Annotated in this window: 25 protein-coding genes; 8 read left to right on the top strand and 17 right to left on the bottom strand. The window is 42.4% G+C overall.

From position 1 onward, the window contains the following. Positions 1 to 80: 80 nt before the first annotated feature. The 9 genes from icmF to LG273_RS16810 form a co-directional block, all read right to left on the bottom strand. Positions 81 to 3,320, bottom strand: a complete 3,240-nt coding sequence (gene icmF, locus LG273_RS16770; protein WP_404455780.1) for a fused isobutyryl-CoA mutase/GTPase IcmF — start codon at positions 3,318 to 3,320, stop codon at positions 81 to 83. Between the two features lie 26 nt (positions 3,321 to 3,346). Further along, on the bottom strand, positions 3,347 to 3,955 hold the full coding sequence (locus LG273_RS16775; protein ID WP_404455783.1) for a TetR/AcrR family transcriptional regulator: 609 nt from the start codon (positions 3,953 to 3,955) through the stop codon (positions 3,347 to 3,349). 34 nt (positions 3,956 to 3,989) lie between these two features. Next, on the bottom strand, positions 3,990 to 5,132 hold the full coding sequence (locus LG273_RS16780) for an acyl-CoA dehydrogenase (protein ID WP_404455785.1): 1,143 nt from the start codon (positions 5,130 to 5,132) through the stop codon (positions 3,990 to 3,992). Between the two features lie 14 nt (positions 5,133 to 5,146). Beyond that, positions 5,147 to 6,283 carry an acyl-CoA dehydrogenase gene (locus LG273_RS16785; protein WP_404455788.1) on the bottom strand — a complete coding sequence of 379 codons (1,137 nt, stop codon included), beginning with the start codon at positions 6,281 to 6,283 and terminating at the stop codon, positions 5,147 to 5,149. A 15-nt stretch (positions 6,284 to 6,298) separates the two neighbouring features. Beyond that, entirely contained in the window at positions 6,299 to 7,159 is an 861-nt protein-coding gene (locus LG273_RS16790) for a 3-hydroxybutyryl-CoA dehydrogenase (protein WP_404455791.1), read from the bottom strand. Between the two features lie 103 nt (positions 7,160 to 7,262). Continuing rightward, positions 7,263 to 8,450 (bottom strand): acetyl-CoA C-acetyltransferase, encoded by a 1,188-nt coding sequence (locus tag LG273_RS16795; RefSeq protein ID WP_404455794.1) that lies wholly within the window; start codon positions 8,448 to 8,450, stop codon positions 7,263 to 7,265. A gap of 167 nt (positions 8,451 to 8,617) precedes the next feature. Continuing rightward, a complete protein-coding gene (locus tag LG273_RS16800) occupies positions 8,618 to 10,726 on the bottom strand; it encodes a heterodisulfide reductase-related iron-sulfur binding cluster (RefSeq protein WP_404455797.1) in 2,109 nt (702 codons plus the stop codon). A 275-nt stretch (positions 10,727 to 11,001) separates the two neighbouring features. Continuing rightward, positions 11,002 to 12,672: an arginine--tRNA ligase gene (gene argS, locus LG273_RS16805; protein ID WP_404455800.1), complete on the bottom strand. Its 1,671-nt coding sequence runs from the start codon at positions 12,670 to 12,672 to the stop codon at positions 11,002 to 11,004. Beyond that, complete coding sequence (locus LG273_RS16810; RefSeq protein WP_404455803.1) at positions 12,669 to 13,109, bottom strand: DUF1934 domain-containing protein; 441 nt, start codon at positions 13,107 to 13,109, stop codon at positions 12,669 to 12,671. The genes argS and LG273_RS16810 overlap by 4 nt, the downstream gene beginning before the upstream one ends. A gap of 221 nt (positions 13,110 to 13,330) precedes the next feature. On the opposite strand from LG273_RS16810, the gene LG273_RS16815 reads away from it, so the two are divergent. Next, positions 13,331 to 13,477 carry a hypothetical protein gene (locus LG273_RS16815; protein ID WP_404455806.1) on the top strand — a complete coding sequence of 49 codons (147 nt, stop codon included), beginning with the start codon at positions 13,331 to 13,333 and terminating at the stop codon, positions 13,475 to 13,477. Next, positions 13,478 to 13,717, top strand: a complete 240-nt coding sequence (locus LG273_RS16820) for a hypothetical protein (protein ID WP_404455809.1) — start codon at positions 13,478 to 13,480, stop codon at positions 13,715 to 13,717. 54 nt (positions 13,718 to 13,771) lie between these two features. Here LG273_RS16820 and speB read toward each other — a convergent pair whose 3' ends face one another. Both speB and speE read right to left on the bottom strand, forming a co-directional pair. Next, complete coding sequence (speB, locus tag LG273_RS16825) at positions 13,772 to 14,644, bottom strand: agmatinase (RefSeq protein ID WP_404455812.1); 873 nt, start codon at positions 14,642 to 14,644, stop codon at positions 13,772 to 13,774. An 18-nt stretch (positions 14,645 to 14,662) separates the two neighbouring features. After that, complete coding sequence (speE, locus tag LG273_RS16830) at positions 14,663 to 15,490, bottom strand: polyamine aminopropyltransferase (RefSeq protein WP_404455815.1); 828 nt, start codon at positions 15,488 to 15,490, stop codon at positions 14,663 to 14,665. Between the two features lie 142 nt (positions 15,491 to 15,632). On the opposite strand from speE, the gene LG273_RS16835 reads away from it, so the two are divergent. Then, positions 15,633 to 17,660, top strand: a complete 2,028-nt coding sequence (locus LG273_RS16835) for a transglycosylase domain-containing protein (protein ID WP_404455817.1) — start codon at positions 15,633 to 15,635, stop codon at positions 17,658 to 17,660. A 347-nt stretch (positions 17,661 to 18,007) separates the two neighbouring features. Here the strand turns inward: LG273_RS16835 and LG273_RS16840 are convergent, their stop codons facing one another. The 3 genes from LG273_RS16840 to LG273_RS16850 form a co-directional block, all read right to left on the bottom strand. After that, positions 18,008 to 18,529, bottom strand: coding sequence for a YwhD family protein (locus LG273_RS16840; protein ID WP_404455820.1), 522 nt, complete (start codon positions 18,527 to 18,529; stop codon positions 18,008 to 18,010). 71 nt (positions 18,530 to 18,600) lie between these two features. After that, entirely contained in the window at positions 18,601 to 19,095 is a 495-nt protein-coding gene (locus LG273_RS16845) for a YwgA family protein (protein ID WP_379562094.1), read from the bottom strand. Continuing rightward, positions 19,076 to 20,404 (bottom strand): HD domain-containing protein, encoded by a 1,329-nt coding sequence (locus LG273_RS16850; RefSeq protein ID WP_379562093.1) that lies wholly within the window; start codon positions 20,402 to 20,404, stop codon positions 19,076 to 19,078. The genes LG273_RS16845 and LG273_RS16850 overlap by 20 nt, the downstream gene beginning before the upstream one ends. Positions 20,405 to 20,525: 121 nt before the next feature. Between LG273_RS16850 and LG273_RS16855 the strand changes: the two genes are divergently transcribed. Next, complete coding sequence (locus LG273_RS16855) at positions 20,526 to 21,368, top strand: biotin/lipoate A/B protein ligase family protein (protein ID WP_404455823.1); 843 nt, start codon at positions 20,526 to 20,528, stop codon at positions 21,366 to 21,368. 140 nt (positions 21,369 to 21,508) lie between these two features. Further along, a complete protein-coding gene (locus LG273_RS16860; RefSeq protein ID WP_404455826.1) occupies positions 21,509 to 22,237 on the top strand; it encodes a DUF4181 domain-containing protein in 729 nt (242 codons plus the stop codon). A 245-nt stretch (positions 22,238 to 22,482) separates the two neighbouring features. Here the strand turns inward: LG273_RS16860 and pta are convergent, their stop codons facing one another. Beyond that, on the bottom strand, positions 22,483 to 23,451 hold the full coding sequence (gene pta, locus LG273_RS16865; RefSeq protein ID WP_379562090.1) for a phosphate acetyltransferase: 969 nt from the start codon (positions 23,449 to 23,451) through the stop codon (positions 22,483 to 22,485). 227 nt (positions 23,452 to 23,678) lie between these two features. Between pta and hemQ the strand changes: the two genes are divergently transcribed. The 3 genes from hemQ (at position 23,679) to LG273_RS16880 (ending at position 25,921) form a co-directional block, all read left to right on the top strand. Further along, the gene (gene hemQ, locus LG273_RS16870) at positions 23,679 to 24,428 is read left to right on the top strand and encodes a hydrogen peroxide-dependent heme synthase (protein ID WP_404455828.1); all 750 of its coding nucleotides are present in this window, start codon (positions 23,679 to 23,681) and stop codon (positions 24,426 to 24,428) included. 448 nt (positions 24,429 to 24,876) lie between these two features. Next, entirely contained in the window at positions 24,877 to 25,344 is a 468-nt protein-coding gene (gene gerQ, locus LG273_RS16875; protein ID WP_404455831.1) for a spore coat protein GerQ, read from the top strand. Positions 25,345 to 25,669: 325 nt separating this feature from the next. Continuing rightward, the gene (locus tag LG273_RS16880) at positions 25,670 to 25,921 is read left to right on the top strand and encodes a hypothetical protein (RefSeq protein WP_404455834.1); all 252 of its coding nucleotides are present in this window, start codon (positions 25,670 to 25,672) and stop codon (positions 25,919 to 25,921) included. Here the strand turns inward: LG273_RS16880 and LG273_RS16885 are convergent. Then, positions 25,916 to 26,284 (bottom strand): DUF423 domain-containing protein, encoded by a 369-nt coding sequence (locus tag LG273_RS16885; RefSeq protein WP_404455836.1) that lies wholly within the window; start codon positions 26,282 to 26,284, stop codon positions 25,916 to 25,918. The two genes, LG273_RS16880 and LG273_RS16885, sit on opposite strands and share 6 nt — an antisense overlap. Positions 26,285 to 26,301: 17 nt before the next feature. After that, on the bottom strand, positions 26,302 to 26,619 hold the full coding sequence (locus LG273_RS16890; RefSeq protein WP_404455839.1) for a YwdI family protein: 318 nt from the start codon (positions 26,617 to 26,619) through the stop codon (positions 26,302 to 26,304). Positions 26,620 to 26,672 lie beyond the last annotated feature (53 nt).

Genomic DNA, 26,672 nt, shown 5'->3' on the forward strand with positions numbered 1-26,672 from the left:
TTCTATTCTATTAAAGATATTTATCCATTTGCTAAGCATGTTACACATTTTTACTTCGTTTTGGCTAGCCACGTGTGCTCTTACATATTTCTCCTGTATTGGCCGCCTACTTCGTAGAGGGCGTTGGTGATTTGGCCGAGGCTGGCTACTTTCACGGTTTCCATTAGTTCTGCAAAAATATTTCCGCCTGAAGCCGCCACTTCCTTCAATTGCTCTAAAGCCTGCTCTGTTTGGTCTTTATGTTCTTGTTGAAAACGGCGCAGTTCTGCAATTTGATGTTCTTTTTCCTCTTTGGAAGCTCGTGCCAGCTCCATGGAATCGATTTGATCTTCAGATGGTGGGTTAGGGTTTAAATAGGTGTTTACCCCAATAATAGGCAACTCTCCTGAATGCTTTTTCCCTTCATAGTACAGCGATTCCTCCTGTATTTTCCCTCTCTGATATTGCCTTTCCATTGCGCCGAGCACCCCTCCACGGTCATTCATTTTATCAAACTCCTGAAGGACCGCTTCTTCTACTAGATCTGTTAATTCGTCGATAATAAAAGAACCCTGTAAGGCATTTTCATTTTTAGCTAACCCATATTCTTTACTAATGATCAATTGAATCGCCATAGCTCTGCGCACCGATTCTTCTGTTGGCGTTGTAATTGCCTCATCATACGCATTGGTGTGGAGAGAATTCGTATTATCCTGAATCGCAAGCAATGCTTGTAGGGTTGTTCGGATGTCATTAAAGTCAATTTCTTGTGCATGTAGAGAACGACCCGATGTTTGGATATGATATTTAAGCTTCTGACTACGTTCATTCGCACCATATTTATCACGCATCGTAATCGCCCAAATCCGCCTTGCTACCCTGCCAATTACGGAATACTCGGGATCAAGGCCATTTGAGAAAAAGAAGGAGAGATTTGGTGCAAATTTATTGATATCCATTCCCCTGCTCAAATAGTATTCCACATACGTAAACCCATTTGCCAATGTAAAAGCAAGCTGTGTAATCGGGTTGGCACCCGCTTCTGCAATATGATAACCAGAAATGGAAACAGAATAATAGTTTCGCACCTTATTATCAATAAAGTATTGTTGGATGTCCCCCATCATTCTTAATGCAAACTCTGTGGAAAAGATACAGGTATTCTGGCCCTGATCTTCCTTCAAAATATCTGCTTGCACAGTCCCACGTACAACTGCAATAGTCTCTTGTTTTATCTCTTCATATTCTGCTTCCGATGGTTCTCTGTCTTGGTCTTGTTTAAATTTTTCCACCTGTTGGTCAATAGCCGTATTAAAATACATCGCTAAAATAATCGGTGCTGGACCGTTGATTGTCATAGAAACAGAGGCTAACGGACTTGATAAATCAAATCCGGCGTACAGCTTTTTCATGTCATCAAGGGTACAAATGTTGACCCCACTTTCCCCGACCTTCCCATAAATATCCGGCCTGTGCGCAGGGTCTTCGCCATATAATGTAACCGAATCAAATGCGGTTGAAAGTCGTTTCGCGTCTTCATTTTTGGATAAATAGTGAAAGCGCCTATTTGTACGCTCCGGGGTTCCTTCTCCTGCAAATTGCCTTGTTGGATCTTCGCCCTTCCGTTTAAATGGAAAGACTCCTGCTGTAAATGGAAACGCTCCAGGGACATTTTCTCTCATTAACCAATACAGTCGCTCACCCCAGTCCTGGAATTTTGGAAAAGCTACCTTTGGTATGTGCAAGCCAGAAAGCGATTCTGTCACAATATCCATTTCAATCTCTTTATCTCGCACTTTAAAAGACATTTTATCCTGGCTGTACGCCTTTTTCCTGTCTTCCCAAGAGTCAAGCAATTGCTGGGATCGATTATCCAGCAGCCCCTCGTAATGTTCGATCAATTGCTGTAGGTTTGTTTTCGTATCCTCATCTTCTACCATTTCAACTGCTGCTTGCAGCTGGTACAGCTTTCTGGCAACATCCGCTTGCTTTTCAGCAGTTTGATGATAATGCCGCACATGTGTGGCAATCTCGCGTAAATAATGCCTGCGTTCATTTGTAATAATCATGTTCTGCTTTTCCGCTATGACATGGCGTTTAAAGTCAGCTTCGTCTCCCCAGTTATATGTTTCATTGATTTTATCGATGAGTGAAGCAAACAGAGCATTTGTGCCTGCATCATTAAATTGACTGGCGATCGTGCCGAAGATCGGGAACTTCGTTTTATCTTCATGGAACAGCATATGACTTCGTTCATACTGCTTCCGCACCTGATTTAATGCATCCTCTGATCCTTTTTGTTCAAACTTGTTAATGACAATAAAATCGGCATAATCAATCATGTCGATCTTCTCAAGCTGGGTAGGTGCTCCAAATTCGGCTGTCATGACGTACATGGAAAGGTCTGTCACATCGGTTATTGCCGCATCTCCCTGCCCGATTCCGCTTGTTTCTACAATAATAAAGTCGTAGCCAGAAGCACGCACCACATCAAGCACATCCTGAATGGCCTTTGACAACTCACTGTGAGAATCACGTGTGGCTAGTGAACGCATATAAACCCTTTCGGTGAAGATAGCATTCATACGAATCCGGTCACCAAGCAAGGCGCCTCCTGTTTTCCTTTTCGTCGGGTCAATGGAGATAATGGCAATTTTTTTATCGGGAATGCCGTGAATAAATCGGCGAATCAGTTCATCTGTTAAGGAGCTTTTTCCCGCCCCGCCTGTCCCCGTAATCCCTAAAACCGGAATACTCTTTATTCTTTTTTCTTGTAGTGACTGTAAAACAGCTTGCTTTTCATCGGCATCGACTTCCTGGTTTTCCATATATGTTATAAATCTGGCAATCGCTTGCCGCTCTCCATTTACCAGCGCTTCCTGATCCTTTACTGTATTAATAGGCGGGAGATAATCACACTCCTTCAACATCAGGTTGATCATCCCTTGCAGCCCTAATTCACGGCCATCCTCAGGAGAAAAAATTCGTGCAACACCGTATGCATGCAGCTCCTTGATCTCTCTTGGAATTATAACACCACCACCTCCGCCATATACCTTGATATGGGAAGCACCGAGCTCTTTTAATAAGTCGACCATGTACTTAAAATACTCCACATGCCCACCTTGGTAAGAGGAAATCGCGATTCCCTGGACGTCCTCTTGAATCGCAGCATGTACCACATCTTCTACCGACCGATTATGACCGAGGTGAATTACTTCAGCACCGCTCGCCTGCAAAATTCGCCGCATGATATTAATCGAAGCATCATGGCCATCAAAAAGACTGGATGCGGTTACAAAACGAACAGGGTTAACTGGCTTATAAATGCTTTGATCCATACTATTACCTCACCTTCTTTTGCTCCCTACGAGAGAGAGCGTAAAATTAATTGGGTTTGTCGCTCAATATACTCATCTACCGTAAATTCACGGTGAAGCATCCAGCGACGAAAACTCCACATTTGTCCCTGAATGAAGATGTTATTTGCCAAAAGCATAGCATCTTTTGACGTAACGCTCTCCGGTAAACATGTCACTATGACTTTTTCTAGCATTTGCACCATTTCTCTTTCTTTTTGCAATACATACTCCTTTGAGTTTTTCTTTAGTGATTTCACTTCCTGGTACATAATGACGATTTCTTCTTGCATTTCATCCATTAAACGAAAGTACGCATCAATTACAGATACAAGCTTTTCAAGCGGAGAACCCTTCACATGAATAACCGCTGTTAGTCTGTTTTGTACCTGATCATAGATGGCGTCACATACTAGAAACAAAACATCTTCCTTTGTTCGGATATATTCATACAACGTGCCAATGCTAAACCCTGATTCTTTGGCAATTTCCCGGGTAGTTGTGCGGTGGAACCCTTTTTCTTTAAACAAATTAAGGGCACCTTGAATCATTTGCTTACGCCTTTTTTCCACCAGCTCTTTATCCTTCACCGCTGAAAAAACCTGTTCCTCTGTCACCTGAATCCCCCCTTTATCACCATCTCCGTCACAACTAGTCTTTGGTCAACATTCTACCGATAACGAGCCGTTGTATTTCATTCGTTCCCTCATAAATTTGTGTAATCTTAGCGTCGCGCATATACCTCTCAACTGGATAATCCTTGGTATAACCATAGCCCCCAAATACTTGGACAGCCTCTACTGTGATACGCATTGCCGCATCCCCTGCAAATAACTTCGACATTGCAGACGCTTTGCCGTATGGCAGCCCTTGAGATTCTAGCCAGGCTGCCTGATAGGTTAATAGTCTGGAAGCCTCCACTTCTGTGGCCATATCTGCCAATTTAAACGAAATACCTTGGTTTGTAGCAATAGGCTTGCCAAACTGCTCCCTTTCCTTGGCATAGGCGACTGCTGCGTCAAGTGCTCCTTGGGCAATTCCAAGTGCTTGTGCAGCAATCCCGTTTCTTCCGCCATCCAACGTTGTCATGGCGATCTTAAAACCTTCCCCTTCTTTTCCAAGCATGTTTCCCTTTGGTATACGGCAATTTTCAAATATAAGCTCCGTTGTCGGCGAGGAACGAATCCCAAGCTTTTTCTCCTTTTTCCCAAAGGTGAATCCATCGGTGCCCTTTTCTACGATAAAGGCGCTAATTCCCTTATGCCTTGCATCAGCATCTGTTTTGGCAAACACAATATAAATATCCGCCACGCCACCGTTCGTAATCCAAACTTTGCTACCGTTTAAAACGTACGCTTCGCCATCTTCCTTCGCGGACGTTTTCATAGAAACAACATCACTGCCAGCACCAGGCTCAGACAACGCGTAAGCACCTAATGCCTCCCCTGTAGCAAGCCGCATAAGAAAAGTCTTTTTCTGTTCTTCATTTCCGTATGTGTAAATTGGCCAGCTTGCCAGCGAAAGATGGGCAGATAGCGTCACACCAGTAGAAGCACAGACGCGTGATAATTCTTCAACTGCAATACAATAGCTGACATAATCTGAGCCAATCCCGCCATATTCTTCCGGCCATGGTATCCCTGTAAGTCCGAGTTCTGCCATCTTATCAAAAATTCCCCTGTCAAAACGCTCTTCTTCATCTCGTTCCGCTGCAGTAGGCTCGACTTCCTTTTCCGCAAAGCTTCGAACCATTTTGCGTAGCATTTCTTGTTCTTCGGTTAGTTGAAAATTCATCGCCAATTCCCCCATTATTTTTTCAGCAATTCTTTAGCAATCACCATATGTTGAATTTCATTGGTTCCTTCGTATATTTCCGTCACTTTTGCATCCCGAAAAAGCCGTTCAGCTGGGTAATCTTCCGTGTAGCCATAGCCGCCTAAAACTTGAACAGCTTCAATCGCATTGTTAACAGCCGTTTTCGATGCAAACATTTTTGCGATCGATACTTCTTTGGAGCAAGAAACTCCCTCTTGTACGAGAGAAGCTGCTTGAAAGGTTAGGAGTTTTGCAGCTTCAGCAGCTGTAGCCATATCCGCAAGCTTAAAGGCAATCCCTTGATTTGCTGCGATTGGCTTTTGAAATTGCTGTCTCTCTTTCGCATATTCAGTTGCCAGATCCACCGCTGCCTCTGCAATTCCAAGTGCCTGCGCAGCAATACCAATCCGGCCAACATGCAGGTTCTTCATCGCAATTTTATAGCCATCTCCTTCTTTGCCAAGCAACTGCTCTTTTAAGATACGGCAATTATCAAATGTGAGAGGTACTGTGCTCGACCCGTTTAACCCCATTTTTCGTTCTTCCTTGCCAATCTCCAGCCCAGGAGTGTTTCGTTCCAGGATGAAAGCACTCAAGCCTTTCGAGCCTTCCCCAGTTCTTGCAAATGTTATAAACGTATCTGCATGGCCACCATTTGTAATAAACACCTTTGATCCGTTTAAAATGTAATGATCACTATCCTTTTCAGCCCGCGTTTTTAAACTGGATGCATCCGAACCTGCACCTGGCTCTGTTAAAGCAAAGGCCCCTAAGTATTCTCCACTGGCTAATTTCGGTAAGTAATATTGCTTCTGCTCATCATTTCCAAAATAGACGATCGGATTCGTTCCAACTGATGTATGAACAGAGAGAATCACACCCAAGGAAGCGCTTACTTTTGAAAGCTCATGAATCGTGCTCACATATGATATAAAGTCCATGCCGCCCCCACCATATTGTTCTGGAATTGGAATTCCCATTAATCCAAGCTCTGACATCTCCCCAATCAGTTCTTTTGGAAAACGATGCTCTTTTTCCATACGATCTACTTCAGGTGCCACACGCTCTTTCGCGAAATCGCGCACCATTTTCTGTAGCATGTTCTGTTCTTCCGTAAATTGTAAATTCATCTTTATCCCACCTGCCTATCCTGTTGTTTCATCATAGTTATAAAAGCCGCGACCCGATTTTTTCCCTAACCAGCCTGCCTGCACATACTGCTTCAATAGAGGACATGGTCTGTATTTGCTATCCGCGAAGCCTTCGTGCAGTACTTCCATGATATAAAGACATGTATCCAGGCCGATAAAGTCTGCAAGCGTCAACGGTCCCATGGGATGATTCATCCCAAGCTTCATTGAGGTATCAATATCCTCTACAGTGGCAACCCCTTCATACACCGCAAATATTGCTTCATTAATCATCGGCATTAAAATGCGATTGGAGACAAACCCCGGAAAGTCTTTTGCTGATACTGGGACTTTCCCAAGCCTTTGCGTAAGATCTTCAATAGCTTGAAAGGTTTCATCGCTTGTTTGCAAGCCCCGAATGATTTCTACGAGCTTCATCACGGGAACCGGATTCATAAAATGCATGCCAATAACCTGATCGGGACGCTTCGTCACTGCTGCAATTTCGGTGATTGCTAAGGAAGATGTATTTGTGGCTAAAATGGCGTGCTGTGGCACGATCCCGTCTAACTCACGGAAGACAGTCTTTTTCACTTCCATTTTTTCCACGACCGCTTCAATAACAAGATCACAATCTCCAGCGTCCTGTAATCCAGTTGATGGGGTTAGACGATTTTGTGTTGCCTTTTTTTCTTCTTCGGTTATCCGTCCCTTTTCCACTGATCGGCTAAGGAGCTTATCAATAGATCGCAGTCCTTTTTGCACCGCTTCTTCCTTTTGATCGTTTAGTAAAACTTCTAAACCTGCTTGCGCACAGACCTGTGCAATTCCTGCCCCCATCTGCCCAGCACCTACAACGAGCACTTTTTTGATCATGTCATCCCTCCTCAGTTGATTCACGAAAATTAAGAAAAATATTTAGAGCAAAAATCATAGGGCCTTAGCTTTCTATTAAACATAGACCCTATGTGATAGTTCTTTACTGTTTAGGCACTTCTATGAGCACAGCGTCTCCTTGCCCACCACCACTACAAATAGCAGCTACTCCTATACCGCCACCACGGCGTTTTAGTTCATGAATTAAGGTTAAAATAATACGTGCCCCGCTTGCGCCAATTGGATGCCCTAGCGCAACTGCACCGCCATTTACATTAACTTTCTCAGAGTCGATCTCAGCAATCTTCCCACTTGCCAAGGATACCGCGGCAAACGCCTCATTTATTTCAAATAAATCAATATCATCTGTTTTATAACCCGTTTTTTCTAACAGCTTGTTAATGACAAGACCTGGTGTTTCCGGAAAATCCTTTGCTTGGACCGCAACCTCTGCATGGCCAAGTACATAAGCCATTGGTGTTTTACCCATTTCAGCTGCTTTCTCATCAGACATCACCACAAAAGCACATGCCCCGTCGTTTACACCAGGAGCATTTCCCGCCGTAATAGTACCATCTTTGTCGAAAGCTGGTCGTAAGCCTGCTAACTTCTCAACCGTCGTGTCTCTTCTTGGGGCTTCGTCTGTGTCCACAACGATTGGCTCCCCCTTTCGCTGTGGCACCTCCACCCCTACAATTTCATCGGCGAACTTGCCGTTGTCCATTGCTTCCACAGCACGCTGATGACTGCGGTAGGACCACTCGTCCTGTGCTTCGCGGGTTAATTCATGCTTCGTTGCTGTAGAGTTTCCGTAATTCCCCATATGGACCCCTTCAAAAGAGCAAGATAGACCATCATGGATCATCATATCTTTCACTTGCTTATCGCCCATCCGATTTCCCCAACGAGCATCGGGAAGGAAATACGGCGCATTGCTCATGCTTTCCATTCCACCAGCTACGATCACTTCTTCATCACCTAGGCGGATTAATTGATCGGCAAGGGTTACACTGCGAAGCCCTGAAGCACACACCTTGTTTATGGTTTCCGTTTTTACTTCCCACGGGATTCCCGCTTCTCTTGCGGCCTGGCGTGATGGTATTTGTCCTTGACCACCTTGAAGGACAGTCCCCATAATGACTTCGTCAATCTCGGAACCTTCCATTCCTGCTCTTTCCAAAGCTGCTTTTATGGCTTTTCCGCCTAATTGGGATGCTGTAAAGCCTTTAAGGGCGCCACCAAATTTTCCAAATGGCGTTCTTGCACCAGATACAATAACGGATTTTCTCATGTTTATAACCACCTTTTTTTATATTTCATAACGAGTCGCATATGTTACCTTCCATTAATATCACGTTGTGAAGGATTGATTGAACGCTCGCTCAGCCTTTGTGCCTAACTAAAGGAGGGAGATCCCCCTCCTTCCTTTGTTCATTCTATCACAATTTCTATCTCTTACTACGCTGTCTTGCTCTCAGTCTCAGCAAATACAGACAATGCCAGTATTTCGGCTACGTCCATCGTGCTGATATCTTCTTCAACATCCTTCGCTTTTGTTCCATCACTTAACATCGTCAGGCAGTATGGGCAGGCACTTGAGATCATGGTTGGTTGCACGGCCATTGCCTGTTCGGTTCGTGCGACATTAATGCGGTTTCCAGTTGTTTCTTCAGTCCACATCAATCCGCCACCAGCTCCACAGCACATCCCATTTTCTTTTGTACGCTTCATCTCTACCAATTCAAGGCCAGGGATTGATTTTAGTATCTCCCTCGGTGGATCATAGACCCCGTTATATCTTCCAAGGTAACAGGAATCATGGTAGGTAAGCCTTTGGTTTATTTTACCTCTTGGTAATAGCTTTCCTTCCATTACTAAGTCATAAAGCATTTGCGTGTGATGGTACACCTCTGCTTCAAATCCGAAATCAGGGTATTCATTTTTAAAAATATTGTATGCGTGTGGATCAATGGTTACGATTTTGGTAACCCCATTTTTCTCAAACTCTTTTATGTTTTTCTCCGCAATTTCCTGGAATAAAAATTCATTCCCAATACGTCTTGCCGTATCTCCCGAATTTGCCTCTTTATTCCCAAGGATTGCAAACCGAATTCCCGCCTGGTTCATCAGTTTCGCAAAGGCAATAGCAATCTTCTGGCTTCGGCTATCATAGGCACCCATAGAGCTCACCCAAAACAGATAGTCAAATTCCTGTTCTTCCTTTTTCAACTCTTTAATCGTTGGAATGTAAGCTGACTCATCAAGTTCACGCCACTTGATGCGGTCTTTTTTCGACAGCCCCCAAGGGTTACCTTGACGTTCAATATTCATGACAGCACGCTGTACATCCTGATCCATTTTTCCTTCTGTCATCACCAGATAGCGTCGCAAATCTATGATTGTACCGACATGTTCGTTATTTACCGGACAAGCATCCTCACAATTACGGCATGTTGTGCAGCCGGCAAGCTCTTCCTCTGTAATAACATCTCCAATTAAACTGGCATGCTGCACAGTAGCCGCTGCCTCTTCATTCGAAGTCGCTTGATTCCCCTGTGTCCCTGCAAATGCATAGGTTGGCACCCAAGGAGATTTTCCTGTAATGGCAGCACCTTTTTCTGTTAGGTGGTTTCGTAGCTTGATCATAATATCCATCGGGGAAAGCATTTTCCCTGTACCAGAAGCCGGGCATACATCCGTACAGCGCCCACACTCCACACATGCATAAAAATCGAGCATTTGATGCTGTTCAAAATCTTCTACTTTCCCAACACCAAAGGAAATCTCTTCTTCACTTTCCTCTGCATCCTCGTCAATATCAAAGTCTATTTTCTTCAACTTACCTGGTACTCTCTTACTTATAAAAACATTAATTGGTGCAGCGATTAAATGCGCATGCTTGGATTGTGGTACATATACAAGGAATGCCAGTAACGTAATGGTATGGATCCACCATGCAATGAAAAATACGACCATAGCTGCCGTTGGTGAGAGCCAACTAAACGCCCCAGCTATTAAACTAGCAATTGGCTCCGTCCACGTCATCTCATGACCATGCCAAACTAAGGCCATTCCGTTTCCTACAAGGACCGAAACCATTAACGTTCCAATGAAAATAAGTACTAGCCCTGCTTTAAACCCCCGCTTTAATCGAACAAGCTTTTCCATATAGCGACGGTAAAACGCCCACACTACCGCCACTAAAATCATCAAAGTAACTAGCTCCTGGAAAAATACAAAACCAGGATAAAAAATTCCAAACGGTAAGTGATTACCTGGGGAGACTCCCCTTACAATAAAGTCAATGGCCCCAAACTGCACCAGAATAAAGCCGTAAAACATCATCACGTGGATGATTCCTGACTTTTTGTCCTTTAATAGCTTCGATTGCCCAAATACAATCTTTCCGATCCTACGAAATCGCTCTTTGAATTCCCTATCAAATTCTGATTTCTTCCCCAACCGGATATACGCTACCCTTGTCGCTACTACCTTAGCGAATAAATATAGTCCATATACCGTGATGGCTGCAAAGGCTATTCCATTTATCAGCAAAAACGTCTCCATTATCCGCTCCCCCTCTGTCTTTTCTTGGCATGTCTCCTATCCCCAAATAGTGTTAGCGATTTCATTTTTGTGAATAGTTTAAATAAATAGCTTATACATCTACTTTAAACGATGAATGATCATTCAGTCAACTTGTATTTGGGAAAATATTTGCTATACTGAACTACCGCTTTTATGCTCGTTCTCCAGTAAGGTGCAAACACACATAACTACCAACTAATAAGATAGAAATATAAAAAAAGAGCTGAGGTTCTTGTCCTCAACTCTCTTTCACTTTACATCTTCTCCGGCGCTGTTACTGCAATTAACTTCAATGCATTCTGTAAAACAGTTTTCACTGCTTCCATCAAGGCAATTCGTGCGTGTGTCAGTTCTTTATTTGATTCGTCCAGAACCTTTTCGGCATTGTAGAAGCTGTGTAGCAATGTTGCAAGGTCGTACACATATTGCGTGACTTTGTGCGGTGTTTGCTTATCTGCAGCATCAGCTACTGTTTGCGGGAATTCACCTAGTTTTTTAAGTAAGTCAACTTCCTTCTCTGCTGTAAGCAAGCTTGCATCATAGCCAGCTTCCAAGTTGAATCCTTTTCCTTCTGCCTGTTTCAACATCGTGCAAATCCGTGCATGAGCATATTGCACATAGAATACTGGGTTGTCATTGGATTGAGAACGTGCCAAATCCATGTCGAAATCAAGCTGAGAATCATTGGAACGCGTTACAAAATAGTACCGAACCGCGTCTACTCCAACTTCTTCCATTAACTCTCTAAGCGCAACAGCTTTCCCTGTCCGCTTACTCATGCGCAGCTTTTCGCCGTTTTCAAACAGGTTTACCATTTGAATGATTTTCACATCAAATTTTTCCACTGGGTATCCCAATGCTTGAATAGCAGCACGCATTCTCGGGATGTACCCATGGTGGTCCGCACCCCATACGTTAATAATTTTGTTGAATCCGCGATCCAATTTATTTTTATGGTACGCAATATCTGGTGTCAGATACGTATAGCTGCCATCCTGTTTCTTTAGTACACGGTCTTTATCATCACCGAAATCTGTTGTGCGGAACCATGTTGCACCGTCTTGTTCATACACATAGTTTCCGTTTTTCAACACATCAAGTGCTTCGGTAATTTTATTATCCTGATACAGGGAACGTTCAGAGAACCAGTTATCAAAATGCACCCGAAATTCAGCTAAGTCTTCTTCAATTTTACCAAGCTCGTATTTAAGGCCATATTCTTTAAAAAATGCCAAGCGCTCTGCTTTATCCTTCTCTGCCCAGCTGTCACCATGCTCCTGTGCCAGCTTTTCACCAATTTTAATAATATCTTCACCGTGGTAGCCATCTTCCGGCATGGCTACATCCTGACCAAGCGCCTGGAAATAACGGGCATCAACGGATAATGCCAGGTTATCAATTTGATTCCCTGCATCATTAATATAATATTCACGCTCTACCTGATAGCCCGCTGCATCCAACACATTACAAAGTACATCACCAAAAGCCGCTCCACGAGCGTGACCTAAGTGAAGATCCCCTGTAGGGTTAACGGAGACGAATTCTACCTGAACCTTTTCACCCTGGCCGGCATTCGTGCGTCCGTATGCAGACTGATCTTTTAAGATGGTTGGAATAATTTCTCCAAGAAAATCATTTTTCATAAAAAAGTTAATGAACCCAGGTCCAGCAATTTCCACTTTTTCAATGGAAGCTTTGGTATTGTCGAGATTAGCAGTAATGTCCTCTGCAATTTGTCTCGGTGCTTTTTTTGCTATTCTAGCAAGCTGCATGGCAATGTTTGTCGCAAAGTCACCATGTGCTTTGTCTTTTGGTTTTTCGAGAATGATGGAAGGGAGCTCTTCTTCCTTCGCTAACTCAGCTTGTATAACAGCTGCCGCAATTGCTTGTTTTAATGTTTCTTCCGTTTGGGCCAACACGTTCATTTGGCACCCTCCTCTGTAAATGTAAGTTTGATCTCATGGCTGCGTTCATCCTGGCCATTTAATTTCACGGTATAATTTATGATTAAACGCCCTTCAGAATGTTCTGAGGGTGCCTGATAGCTAATCGTTTGGGTAGATGTCTCCATATGCATGCTGCCATAAGGGTGCTTCAGCATATTTTCCGTTATCTGGCCCTGTTGGAATTGCTGGTTCATCGTCACATTGCCAGTTCGCTTTATGCTTACTTTATCTGGCTGTATGGTGATCAGGCTTTTTGTCGAAGAGCCATCCTCCCCTTGCTCCACATAGCGTAATACATCCAGCTTCCCTTTTTGAAAAAATTCGCCTGAATGCTTCATGTGACTCTCTTCCTGGCTCCCATTGTCTAGAATAGAAGTGGAGAGCTCAATCATGACATTTCTTCCTTGTTGTGTCATTATATCTCCTCAATCGTAAAAAATCATATAATGACCTATTATAGCGTTAATCACAGGGAAAATGCCAGAACTACCTTTAAAATTCCTGAAATTGCATTGTACTCGTTCTTATAAGAGTATTGCAGGATGGTACGTTGGTTGATTAGGGGGTTCGCTTGGTTGATTAGGGGGTTCGCTTGGTTGATTGAACTAACCGCGTAGTTGATTGGGGGGGCGCTTGGTTGATTGCTCTGTCCTCGTGGTTGATTGGTACGCTCGCTTGGTTGATTGCTCTGCCCTCTTGGTTGATTGCTCTGTCCCCTTGGTTGATTGCTCTGCTCTCGTGGTTGATTTGTACGCTCGCTTGGTTGATTGTACTCCTCTCGTGATTGATTACAACGCCCACACGGTTGATTGCTCTGCCCTCTTGGTTGATTGCTCTGCTCTCGTGGTTGATTGATACGCTCGCTTGGTTGATTACAACGCCCACACGGTTGATTGCTCTGCCCGCTTGGTTGATTGCACGCCTCCCGTGGTTGATTGCTCTGTCCTCGTGGTTGATTGGTACGCCCGCTTGGTTGATTGAACCGCCCGCCCAGTCAACTGCACACATCCCAATAGCAACCTAACCAACTCTCCTTACCCTATTAAAAAAGCCTCCACCAAAGGCAGAGACTTTCTCTTTATTTCACCCAACCGAGCAGCATTTCACGGACGAATTTGCTTGCTGCGATGGCAGTTTGTTCCGAGTGATCATAGGCTGGTGCGACCTCCACTAAATCTGCACCAATAACCTCCACATCTGATTCGGCAATTAATTGAATTGCTTTTAACAGCTCTTTTGACGTAATACCCCCGGCTTCAGCGGTACCTGTTCCTGGAGCGAAAGCTGGATCAAGTACATCAATATCAATCGTGACATAAACTTTTCTACCAGCTAGCTGTGGCAATGCTTTTTCTAATGGGTCTGCCACATCAAACTTGGCCATATGCATGCCACTCTCCTTTACAAACTGGAATTCCTCACGCATCCCAGAGCGAATGCCAAAGGAATACACATTTTCGGCACCAAGCAGGCCACAAATTTTTCTTACTGGGGTGGAATGGGATAGTGCTTCTCCTTCGTATTCTTCACGAAGGTCGGCATGGGCATCAATATGGATTAAAGCCATATCAGAATGTACCTCATACATCGCCTGAATAACTGGCCATGTGACGAGATGTTCCCCGCCTAGACCGAGTGGAAACTTCCCATCCGTCGCAAGCTTTGATACAAAACCACGAATTTCGTCTAAACTTCGCTGAGGATTGCCAAATGGTAATGGAATATCGCCTGCGTCAAAGTAGGCAACCTCCTCTAAGTGCTTGTCCATATAAGGACTATATTCCTCAAGCCCAATAGATGCTTCGCGAATACGGCCAGGGCCAAATCGGGAACCAGGTCGAAAACTCACTGTCCAATCCATTGGCATGCCGTAAATAACAGCCTGGGCCTTCTCATAGTCATTGTCTGACATAATAAACACTTTTCCTGAATATGCCTCATCAAATCGCATAAGGTACTTTAACCTCCTCTATTTCAATAGATCTGATACAAACCTCGGCAGTGCAAAGGAAGCCGTATGCAGTTCTGGCGTATAGTATTTCGTTTCAATTTCATGGAAACGTTCTGGCTTCACTTTCAACGGATCATGGATTTTACTTCCCATTGTAAACGTCCAAAGACCACTTGGGTATGTCGGAATGTTCGCCGTATACACTTTCGTCACAGGGAAGATTTTTTTCACGTCTCCGTACACCTGATGAATTAAATCTGCCTTAAACCATGGGTTATCTGTCTGCGCAACGAAAATACCGTCATCCTTTAAAGCGTCCTTAATCCCACTATAGAATCCTTCTGTAAACAGGTTCACCGCAGGTCCTACTGGCTCTGTGGAATCCACCATAATGACATCAAATTCATTCTTGCTGTTGGCAATATACAAAAAGCCGTCATCGACTTTCACTTCCACTCGCGGATCATCCAATGTTCCAGCAATAGAAGGCAGAAACTTCTTGGAGTACTCGATGACCTGCCCGTCAATTTCAACAAGGACCGCTTTTTCAACAGATGGGTGTTTCAGCACTTCACGAATAACCCCTCCGTCTCCTCCACCAACCACCAGTACATGCTTTGGATTCGGGTGGGTAAATAACGGAACGTGTGCAACCATTTCATGGTATACGAACTCGTCTCGTTCTGTTGTCATTACCATATCATCTAGGACAAGCATATTGCCCCATTCTTCTGTTTCTATGATTTGCAGCTCCTGGAAGTCTGTTTTCACAGTAGCTAGGGTTTGTTTAATTTTTGCTGTAATACCAAAATTGGCTGTTTGGTTTTCTGTAAACCACATGCTCATTTTTCTTCACTCCTTCATCTATCAAGACAATAAAATTATAGAGTTTTTCGGCAAAAAGACAAGCTTTTTCTTACATTTTGTTTAGATCTTTTTATCTTTTCCCATACTGATAAAAATGCACACATATTGGAGACCGCAAATCATGGGAAAAGGACTAAAGAAATTTAAGTCTAGACTTCTATTAAAAATAACAATGTGGCTGATAGCCGTTATCTTGCTTGGGATTGGAGCCGTCTATCTAATTAGTTTCCTGCTTGGCCCTCCAGAGCTTGCAATAGACCAGAATACCGTTCTTTATGATAGCGAAGAAGAAGTAATTGGAGAAGAACGAGGAACCCAAAACCGTCAATGGGTTGATCTGGACGAGATGTCTGAAGAGGTTGTTGCTGCCACCCTTCTAACCGAAGACCAAAATTTTTATGACCATCATGGTTTTGATATAAAACGAATTTTTGGTGCTATCATCAAAGATATCCAAACATGGTCCCTTAAGGAAGGTGCCAGTACCTTAACCCAACAGTATGCGAGAAATCTTTATCTAACACATGAAAAGAGCCTAACTCGTAAGCTGAAGGAAGCCTTTTATACAGTACGACTTGAAATGTTTTACACAAAAGAAGAAATCCTTGAGGGCTATTTAAATACCATATACTACGGTCACGGTGCCTACGGGATTGAAGTTGCGAGTAATTACTTTTATAATAAATCAGCTTCTGACCTCACCCTGGCTGAAGCAACAATGCTGGCAGGCATACCAAAAGGGCCTACTTATTATTCGCCTTTAAACGATGAAGATAGGGCTCAAGATCGTCAAAAACAAATATTAGCTAACCTGCTTGATAAAGGGATAATTGATCAAAAGGCGTATGAATCCGCCTTACGTCAAAAGTTAATTTATGCGAAACATACCCCTGACCAACAAGAAAAAAAAGCCCCTCATTTTCAGGACACTGTTATTCAGGAGGCTGGGAAGCTTTTAGAAATTGAGCAAGAAGAAGTGCGAGCAGGCGGCTATTCGATTTATACAACACTAAACACCACACAACAAAAGCTTCTTGAACAGCAAGTGAAAGAAACGGTGCAATCAGAAAGCGATATTGAGATAGGTGCCTTAGCAGTAGACCCTGAAAACGGGGCAATTACAGCCATGATTGGTGGTAGGGATTATACGGAAAGTGTATTCAATCGTGCAACCTCTGCAATGCGAATGCCAGGCTCATCCTTTAAACCTTTCTTATATTATGCTGCACTGGAAAACGGGTATACACCGAATACCATGCTGATGAGCAAACCAACAAGCTTTGAGTTAGCAGACGGTAATGTCTATCAGCCAAGTAATTTCAATGGCTATTACGCAAATGAACAGATCACCCTTGCCCAAGCTATTGCACTTAGTGACAATGTCTATGCCGTTAAAACAAATATGTATTTAGGACCAGAGCGGCTGGTAGATTCAGCAAGAGCTTTTGGCATCACAAGCAAGCTTCCTGCTGTCCCATCCCTTGCGCTTGGCACAGCAACCGTGAATGTGAAGGAAATGGTTACGGGCTATGGCATATTGGCAAATGGCGGTCAGGAGCTTAAAGAGCATACAATTGAAAAAATAGTCGATCGGCATGGAAAAACCGTTTATGAAAAGAAGGAAATAAAAGGGAAACAAATACTCGACCCACAAAAGACCTTTGTATTAACCCAAATGCTAACTGGGATGTTTGACCGCGAACTAGATGGTTATATGTCGGTGACAGGGTCGTCTGTATCTGATCAACTTTCAAGAATATATGCTGGGAAATCCGGAACGACCGATTCAGATAGCTGGATGATCGGTTACAGTCCCTCTCTTGTTACTGGAGTATGGGCGGGCTATGATGATAACCGGCCAATGGAGAAGGTTGCGGAGTCCTCTTATACCAAGCAAATATGGGCAGGCTTTATGGAAGCTGCTCACGCGGATCATCCTGTGGAAAATTTCAATGCGCCAAGCGGTGTTGTTGGCATTCCCATCGATCCCGAAACAGGCTTGAGAGCAACACCATATTGCGAATCAAGTCGTGTGATGTATTTCGAGAAAGGGACAGAGCCAGAAGCATATTGCACAGACCACCTCCACCAGGAAGAAGAGAACGAGGATAAAAGCATGGTGGAAGAGTTATTTGATTTGTTCCGGTAGAGGTTGTTATTTCTTCTCTTTATTAATATCCTTTACTGTTTTCACCATCGCGAAAAAGATTATGATAACAAGTATGATTGGAAAAATAATAAAACTATACAACTTTAAGCCCTCCTTAAGAAATAGTTCAAATATTTCTAATTAAATAATAACAAGGGTAACTTAATAAGTGTAGAGTTAATTTCAATACAAAAAGAAGCTGATTCCTCCCATCCGTTTGGAATCAGCTTCTTTTCGTCCTAGTAATACATGAGTAAGCCCATGTATACATATTTTACAAATTTCGGAACAAAAGTACAAGTTGTACTACAATTGTTTAAAATATGTCACAAGTTTGTCACTTTTCATTACTCAGGGAGAGCAGCTTTCAATTCGTCGGTAGAATTGGCCCACATTTCCGCATCAAAATCCGTCAGAAAATCCTTTAGCAACTTTTTAGATTCTTCGTCCATATGATCTAAAATAATTTTCCCTTTTAAGGATTTTTCCATATGGGTTACATGCTCTGGCATTGATTTATATGCTCGCTTAATAGGACGATCAACTCTAACCTCACTGCCAGCTACTCCTGCATAATAGGTTCCATTCTCATTGCGCTCCACATTCACCCAAACAATCCAGTAAAGCAATCCATTTGGTACTTCTTCTTTGTTTGGTAAAAACTTAACGCGTCGCTCAATGTCGCTACGTCCATGCATAGCACCCATATCCACGTACGCCTTTTTCTCATTTGGGTCCACAATGACTGGGGACATATTCTCCAAACTGATAGATCCAGCACCATAACCGCCATGTCCGTCAGTTGAGTCATCCTTTACGATTGTAAAAGCATTCGTTTTCTTCTTGTTTGAAGATTTATCAGAACTCATTTGAGAATCCTCCTTCATCACTTATCAACCCCATTTTAGCATAGCAACAGTCTTGTTTCATCTTAACCGTTTTATGCACTTACAGCTTTAATGAATGATATGGCTTCCTGAATCTCATCATCTGTGTATTTTTGCTTCGGCTTTACCGTATGAACCTTTTCGATATTTTCCTCCAATGGTAAATCATCGAAATAAAGCATTGTCGCCACTAGCTCTAAAAAGCGAGAACTCTTCCCTTTAAGCATCGCTACTTTCTCATCCAACTCCGGCATTTCCATCGCAAACTGGTCCAGAAAAGCTTGCCCATCGTCTGTAATGGAATAGCGATATTGGTAATAATTACTTTTATCTTCCTTCTCTTCTTGAATAAAATGCAAATTACATAGCTCTTCTACTCGTAATGTCAATTCCTCTGAGTAAGGACCATAAAAATGAAAATGAAATTTTTCCTCAAATGGCAGCTTTGACTTCTGTAAAATATAAATCATTTTCTGAAGCTTTTTACGACCCGTTACTTCATTTGCAACAGAAAAAAACTGCACCAATTTAGCGTGATTCGTTAACATCGATTAACTCTCCTTGCCCGTATAAAATTTCCTTAATCCGTGTCTTCCTGTCTCCTGTCGGCAGGCTTTCTAGTAGATCCTTTGGGAAATACAATTTGTGGTCCGTCCGTTTTTTCCCAGAAATAGATTCCACAATATCTGAATGCCGTGATAGTTCCTTCAATTCCCCATTTGGCATAAGCAAATGGATTGGCAACCGTTCCTCTTCTTCGCCAGGTCGATAAAAATCGTATGGTAAATCAGATGATGAATCCACAACGAGATAATATTCCGGGTCCATCCCCGCATCAGAAAATAACCGATATAGTTCCATCCATTCTGCCATTTGCTGATTCGGATTAAATTCAATGTATTTAAATAGCCGTCTATTCACAAACCGCTCGCAAAGATCGCGTAATATCTCGTCTTCTTCTTCCTGCCATAGCTGGAAATAATACGAAACAATACCCTCATCTAGCTTTAAGTACTCATCCAATTTAACATCGCCTGTAAAAAAGGAAGTGAAATGGGTTGGCTTCAGTTTAAACTCATAATCTTCCGTTTCATAAAGATGTTTTGCCCGGTGCAGAATTTTCGTTAAAATTACTTCAGCACTTCTCGTAACAGGGTGGAAATAGACCTGCCAATACATCTGGTAACGACTCATAATGTAATCTTCCACCGCGTGCATCCCCGTCGCTTTAATCACAACTTGATCCTCGATTGGTCGCATTACACGTAAAATCCGTTCCATATCAAAATGCCCATAGCTTACACCCGTGAAATAGGCATCACGTTGCAAATAATCCATTCTGTCGGCATCAATCTGACTTGAAATAAGACTTACGACAAGCTTGTTCTGATATGTTTTAGCAATGACATCTGCCACTTTCTGGGCAAACCCCTCTTCCACCTGCTCCAAAATCTGGTTAACCTTCGTCTCGCCAAGAATAATCTTTTGGGTATATTCCTCATGATCCAGTTTAAATACCTTTTCAAAGGAATGTGAAAATGGCCCGTGCCCTAGGTCGTGCAGTAAGGCCGCACAAAGGCATAGCAGTCGTTCTTCATTATTCCAGTGCTTTCTTCCTTGGAAATTATAAATAATTCTCCGCACAATTTCATAAACCCCTAGGGAATGATTAAAGCGACTATGCTCTGCACCATGGAAAGTATAATTTGTTGTACCAAGCTGTTTAATTCTGCGCAACCTCTGGAACTCAGGTGCTGCGATTAAATCCCAAATCACGCGGTCTTTTACGTGCACGTATCGATGTACAGGGTCTTTAAATACTTTTTCCTCTAGTAATTGTTCATCTTTATATGCCATTCATTTTCCAACCCGTTTCTGTTCATTCTTATAATAGTATTATTATATAATAGATAAGCATGATAAAAAAGAGAAGTTTACATGAATCTTGTAACAGCCTTGTGACCGAAAAGGAGAAACTATGAAAAATTGGAAAGACATTATTCGACATCGAACATTTCGCTATATGGACCACTCAACGAAATCTACTTTTCATGGAAAAGCATACACTGCAATGACCTCGTTTGCTGTAGACGACGCCCTTGCCTTATCTGTTAGTGATGAGCAGTCACCACCTGTTGTCCGCTTATGGGTGCATGACGAGACAATCGTACTCGGAATTCCCGACGGCAAACTGCCCTATATAGAGGAAGGCGTTTCCTTTCTTCAGCATTCCGGGAAAAACGTTGTTATTAGAAATTCAGGTGGACTGGCAGTAGCCTTAGACAAAGGGGTATTGAACATCTCGCTAATTCTTCCAGGGGTTAAGCACATTTCTATCCATGATTGCTACGAAGCAATGGTGAGTTTTGTACAATATATGTTACGCGACGTAACAGATGCCATTGAAGCCTATGAAATTGGAGATTCCTACTGCCCAGGCGATTATGATTTAAGTATAAATGGAAGAAAATTTGCTGGTATCTCCCAGCGCCGTGTAAAGGATGGTGCAGCCATCCAAATTTACTTAGACGTGGAAGGGAATAGCAGGGAACGCGCACAACTTATCCAGCAATTTTATGAAGTTGGTAAGAAGGATGAGGAGACTGCTTTCACCTATCCAAATGTCGATCCAAACGTGATGGGCTCCCTCTCAGAATTAGTTGGCGTCGATTTAACAGTTGAGGATATGAAGCAACGTGTATCAGCCGCATTAACCGATTTTACAGAGGAAGTAGTGAGCGCTAACTTCTCGGAAGAAGAACTTGCCCATTACGAAAAAAGACTAAAACAAATGGAAAAACGAAATGAAAAAATTCAATAATTACGTTATAAGTCTGCCTTTAGCTGGCAGGCTTTTTTTTAATTTAACGCTTGTATTTCCAGATATAACTAAATTTATACTCCTTATGTTACAATTACAAAAGATTACGAAAACTTCATTCCTAAAAGGAGGAAGTAACGATGACCACCATATCTTTCTTGGTGCCAATTGTATTGTTAGCAACACAACTGATTAATTTTTGGCTAAAGCATAAATACAATATTTCTGAAGAAAGCCAACCTTTCAACCACAAACAAAAAATCGTAAATCGCGTATACATCTTTCTTTTTGTTATCGTCATTATTCTTCTATTCCTCTATTCTTCTATGCAAGTAGCATTTTTAGCAGCAGCGGGCATTGCCACACTTTATGCGGGGTATGAAGCATTATTTGATTATATGCATGCTCAGGAGGAGAGGCAATATATTTTTCATTTTGTACGCATGGTAGGCTATGCCATGATCTTTTTTGGCATTCTTTATATCACCCAAAACATTACTCCTATTGAGGAAATCGTACAAGATGAAGGGCAGTTCGATGCAGGAAAGATCGAACACTTAAAAATTGAAAACTCTACTTGGAACGGAAAAAGGGAGAATGAACGCATGATTACAATTGAAGATCCTCAATTGATCAATCGTTTGTTTAATACGCTATTCAAGCTGGAGGTTCGGGAAAGGCTTGAATGGAAGGGAAATCTGGATGAGAATTATACGTTACATACCCCATCTCAACCTATTTATTACTTTGATATTAGTGATAAATGGATTGAGGTCGACTTCACAACTTGTGAAATCGTCGGGGAAAATCGTATTTACGAGATCCTTGAAGACAAGGACGTAGACTGGGAGAATGCAGCAAATTATTGAACGCTTTCCGGCCAAATTTTTTTAAAAACATGTTTCCTTTATCTCCTACGGATCGCTCCAATTGGTTTCGGTGGGGCGAGTAATCGCAGCCCCAAAAGGTCTTCGGTGGGGCGAGGATTTACCGCAGTCCCAGCCCGTACGTCTCTATTCCACAGTAAACAAATTTTACAATTTCCTATGCAAACAAAAAAGCAGAACAAGTTCGAAACACATCTCGAACCTGTTCTGCTTTAGTTTTCAGTCTATTACTCAGCCTGTGCAGCTGTTATTAATGCAAGCTTATAAACATCTTCTGCACTGCACCCACGAGAAAGGTCGTTCACAGGTTTGTTTAACCCTTGAAGGATTGGTCCAACTGCTTCCATACCACCGATACGCTGTGCAATTTTGTAGCCAATGTTTCCTGCTTCCAAGCTTGGGAATACAAATACATTTGCATCACCTTGAATGTCTGCATTTGGTGCTTTTTTGCTTGCAACACTTGGGACAAACGCAGCATCAAATTGGAATTCCCCATCGATAACAAGTGATGGGTTTTTCTCTTTCGCTACTTGTAATGCTTCGACAACTTTTTCCGTTTCCGGAGATTTCGCAGATCCTTTAGTTGAAAAGCTTAGCATCGCCACACGTGGGTCAACATCGAATAATTTTGCAGTTTCTGCACTTTCTACTGCAATTTCAGCTAGGTCCTGGCTGTCAGGCGTAATGTTAATGGCACAATCTGCAAATACATATTTTTCTTCATCGCGAACCATAACAAACACACCGGAAGTTTTTTTGATACCTTCCTTGGTTTTAATAATTTGCAGTGCTGGTCTTACTGTGTCTGCTGTAGAATGAGCAGCCCCACTAACAAGTCCATCTGCTTGGTTCATGTAAACAAGCATTGTGCCGAAATAGTTTTCATCAAGCAAGATTTTTTGAGCATCTTCTTTTGTTGCTTTTCCTTTACGTCTTTCCACAAACGTATCCACCATTAGATCAAACTCCGCGAAGTCACGTGGATCGATAATGGTTGATGTAGATACGTCCACCCCAGCTTCTTCTGCTTTTTGTTTCACGACTGCTTTTTCACCAATAAGAATTGGTTTTAATACACCGGCAGCGCCCAACTGGCTAGCTGCGGTTAAAATTCGCTCATCCGTTCCTTCTGGGAAAACGATGCTTCTGTTTTTGGAAACAACTCTTTCTTTTAATTGATCAAATAAATTCATGGTCCCTAACCTCCTGATTGCTTGTACTTACATAATTCTAGATGATTTATAGTGTAAATCAAAGTATTTGCTCCAATAATGAGAGCTTTTTTGACAGACCTATGACAATATATCAAATTTCAAGTGAATTCGTCATCCCTTACCTAACCTGTGTCATGAATATCATTCCCTAATTATGCTATAGTAAAAACATACACATAATAATTATAAATGAAGGAGAGATAAAGATGGTTGAAGCAGTAGAAACCATGGATGGCTGGTATAGCTTGCACGACTTGCGCACCATTGACTGGAATGCTTGGAAGCTAGCTACAGAAGAAGAGCGCAAAGAAGCAATTGACAGCCTTCACACATTACTTACTAAATGGGAAGCTGTAGAGGAAGCGAAGGAAGGCAGCCAAGTTCTTTATAAAGTCCTTGGACAAAAAGCTGACCTCATGTTTATGTTCCTTCGCCCTACAGTGGACGAGCTTTCTGATATGGAAACTGAGTTGAGCAAATCCAAATTTGGGGAATTTTTATTACCTGCTCATTCCTATGTTTCCGTTGTAGAACTTTCTAAGTATCGGGAGTCTAAAGATGGCGTCGACCCAGAAACATTACCTGAGACACAAGCACGTCTTAAGCCAATCCTCCCTAAATGGGAATACATTTGCTTTTATCCAATGGATAGAAGACGCCAAGGGGATGAAAACTGGTATACATTAGAAAAAAATGTTCGCGCAAAAATGCTTTATGAACATAGTAAGACAGGGCGTAAATACGCAGGCAAAGTAAAGCAAATCATTACGGGTTCCATTGGTTTAGACGACTGGGAATGGGGCGTAACCCTCTTTGCACATGAGCCACTTCAATTTAAGAAAATAGTTTATGAAATGCGCTTCGATGAAGTAAGCTCGAAGTACGGAGAGTTTGGAGAATTCTTTGTAGGAAACCACCTTCCGAAAGAACACCTTCAAAACTACCTTTCTTTATAACGTGAAACTCCATTTGGTGTGGGAATCCCTTACTACCCACCAAAAGTTAGTTGAACGAAGCAGACCTGTAATGCAGTTGATCCCCACTTAAAATACTTGATTGCTTCCCGTTTTCTTGAAGTTGGGGGTCTTACTGCCAGTTAAAGCGGGGTAAATAATTTAATCTAGGGCTGTCTAAAAGTCGAAATGACTTGAAGGCAGCTCTTTCTTTTATTCTATTTTTTCTTTGCATATCTGCCTACTCCCCCACATACCTATTAATAGTGAGCTTTGCATCCAGACTTCGCAGAAATGAGGAATGCCTATCGCATAAATTCCCTATCCACTTTATAGATGTTCAGATCGGAAGAATTTCAGGTACTAAATAATTTCTTCCGACCACCACAAATGCAGAGCAAGATAGGTGAGGCATGCTTTGAGAATAGAAGTAATTATAGGAGGGATTTAAATGAGTGAGAACCAAGAAAATCAACAATCTCAGGAAGGGGTTCAATATCCAAGTTACCCGTATTATTATTATCCAACAGCTTCCCCAGCTTACTATCCTGTCTACAACGCGCGTCAGCAATATCCCCAGCAAGCGCAGCAAACACAACAACAGCAAACATCCTTAGGCCAGGAACAAGGAATGCTTCCCATCCAAGAATCATATATTGAGAATATTTTACGCTTAAACCGCGGGAAGCAGGCAACTGTCTACATGACGTTTGAAGGAAACAGCCAGTGGAATGCGAAAGTTTTCAGAGGGATTATTGAAGCTGCCGGAAGAGATCATATTATTTTAAGTGACCCGCAAACAGGAAAACGATACTTATTACTTATGGTCTATCTTGATTATGTAACGTTTGATGAAGAAATAAACTATTCTTACCCATACGGAAACAATCCATCGTTGGCTTCTTTCCCACCAAGATAAGTTGCAGGAAAGAACGAGCCCTTAATAACCGCCTATATATGAACAAAAGCGCAAGCGCCCGTTTAGAGACGTACGGACTGGACTGAGCCGTAGGAGATAAAGGAAACACGGCGATCGTAGGGAGCTGATGTTGACTTATCGTACGGAGGTGAAGGAAGTCGCGCTAGTCTCTGGGCGCTGGAGCTGGACGTGGCTGTTGCTGTCTAAGAACATTATACAGTAAATTTTTATGCTTTCTTATTTATTAAAAAAGGATGACTGGGGAGCTCTCCCCAAGGTCATCCTTTTTTCCACTATACAAGGTCCCTGGTAAGGAGGAGTCCCAATGCGCCATCCATTTGAAAAGATTATTCGTATCGAACTACTCACCATTGTGCTTGCCTTGATTATTGGCCTGATATCCATAATTCAAGGTTATCTCTTACTTGCCACATGCAGCATTTATCTGATCGCCATTAGCTTTACTTGTACAGCATTACTCGATTGGAAAACAAATCAGACGGCACAGGGCGCCAAGCATGCAGCAAGGGCCTTACTCTTATTCCTACTAGCAACCTACTTGCTTATCGGGTTATAGATTTTTCACAATGGCCGTACCAATAAGTACCCAGCCTATTAGAAAAGCTACTCCACCAAGTGGGGTAATCATCGCAAAGGTTTTAATGGAAGTAACAGAATAAATATAGAGACTACCAGAAAACAACACGATACCTGCAAAAAACATGCCCCCTGCCCAAACAAGTCCCCCACTTGTAAACTTGGCCATGAATAACCCTGTCACAAGCAGCGCCATCGTATGGAACATTTGATAGGTGACAGCCTTTTCCCATGTTGCAATTGCTTTTTCTGAAATTCTTCCTTCAAGTCCATGTGCGCCAAACGCTCCAAGAGCCACTGCCAAAAATCCGTTAACGACACCTAACAGTAAAAATAACTTCATCCTTCAGCCTCCCTACTTTAAAAGTCGAAGATAGAGTCTCCGTTTCCATCCTCTTCTTCAAGTGTATTTTGTTGCTTCCTTGTTTTATTTTCCCGTGTTTCCTGAGGATCTTGTCCCATCATTGCTTTCATTTCCGCTACGGAAAAATCCTCTACCTGTGCTACCTTTGGCGAGGATTCTACCAGAGGTTCCTCCGCATCATCTAAGAAAAGATCGCAAAGCAAACGGACATTCTGTACATGTTTCTGTACGACGTTATCCTCGTATTTATTTGCCTTCGCCTGCTCTAATTCCTTCATCATTTTCTGTAAAATGGTTTCATTTGTAACCGCCATTATCATAGCTCCTTCATCTGCTTCCTTCGTGGTTTCATTATAACATGTGCAGA

It is taken from the genome of Oceanobacillus kapialis, from assembly GCF_044790185.1.
Taxonomy (GTDB): Bacteria; Bacillota; Bacilli; order Bacillales; family Amphibacillaceae; genus Oceanobacillus_B; species Oceanobacillus_B kapialis.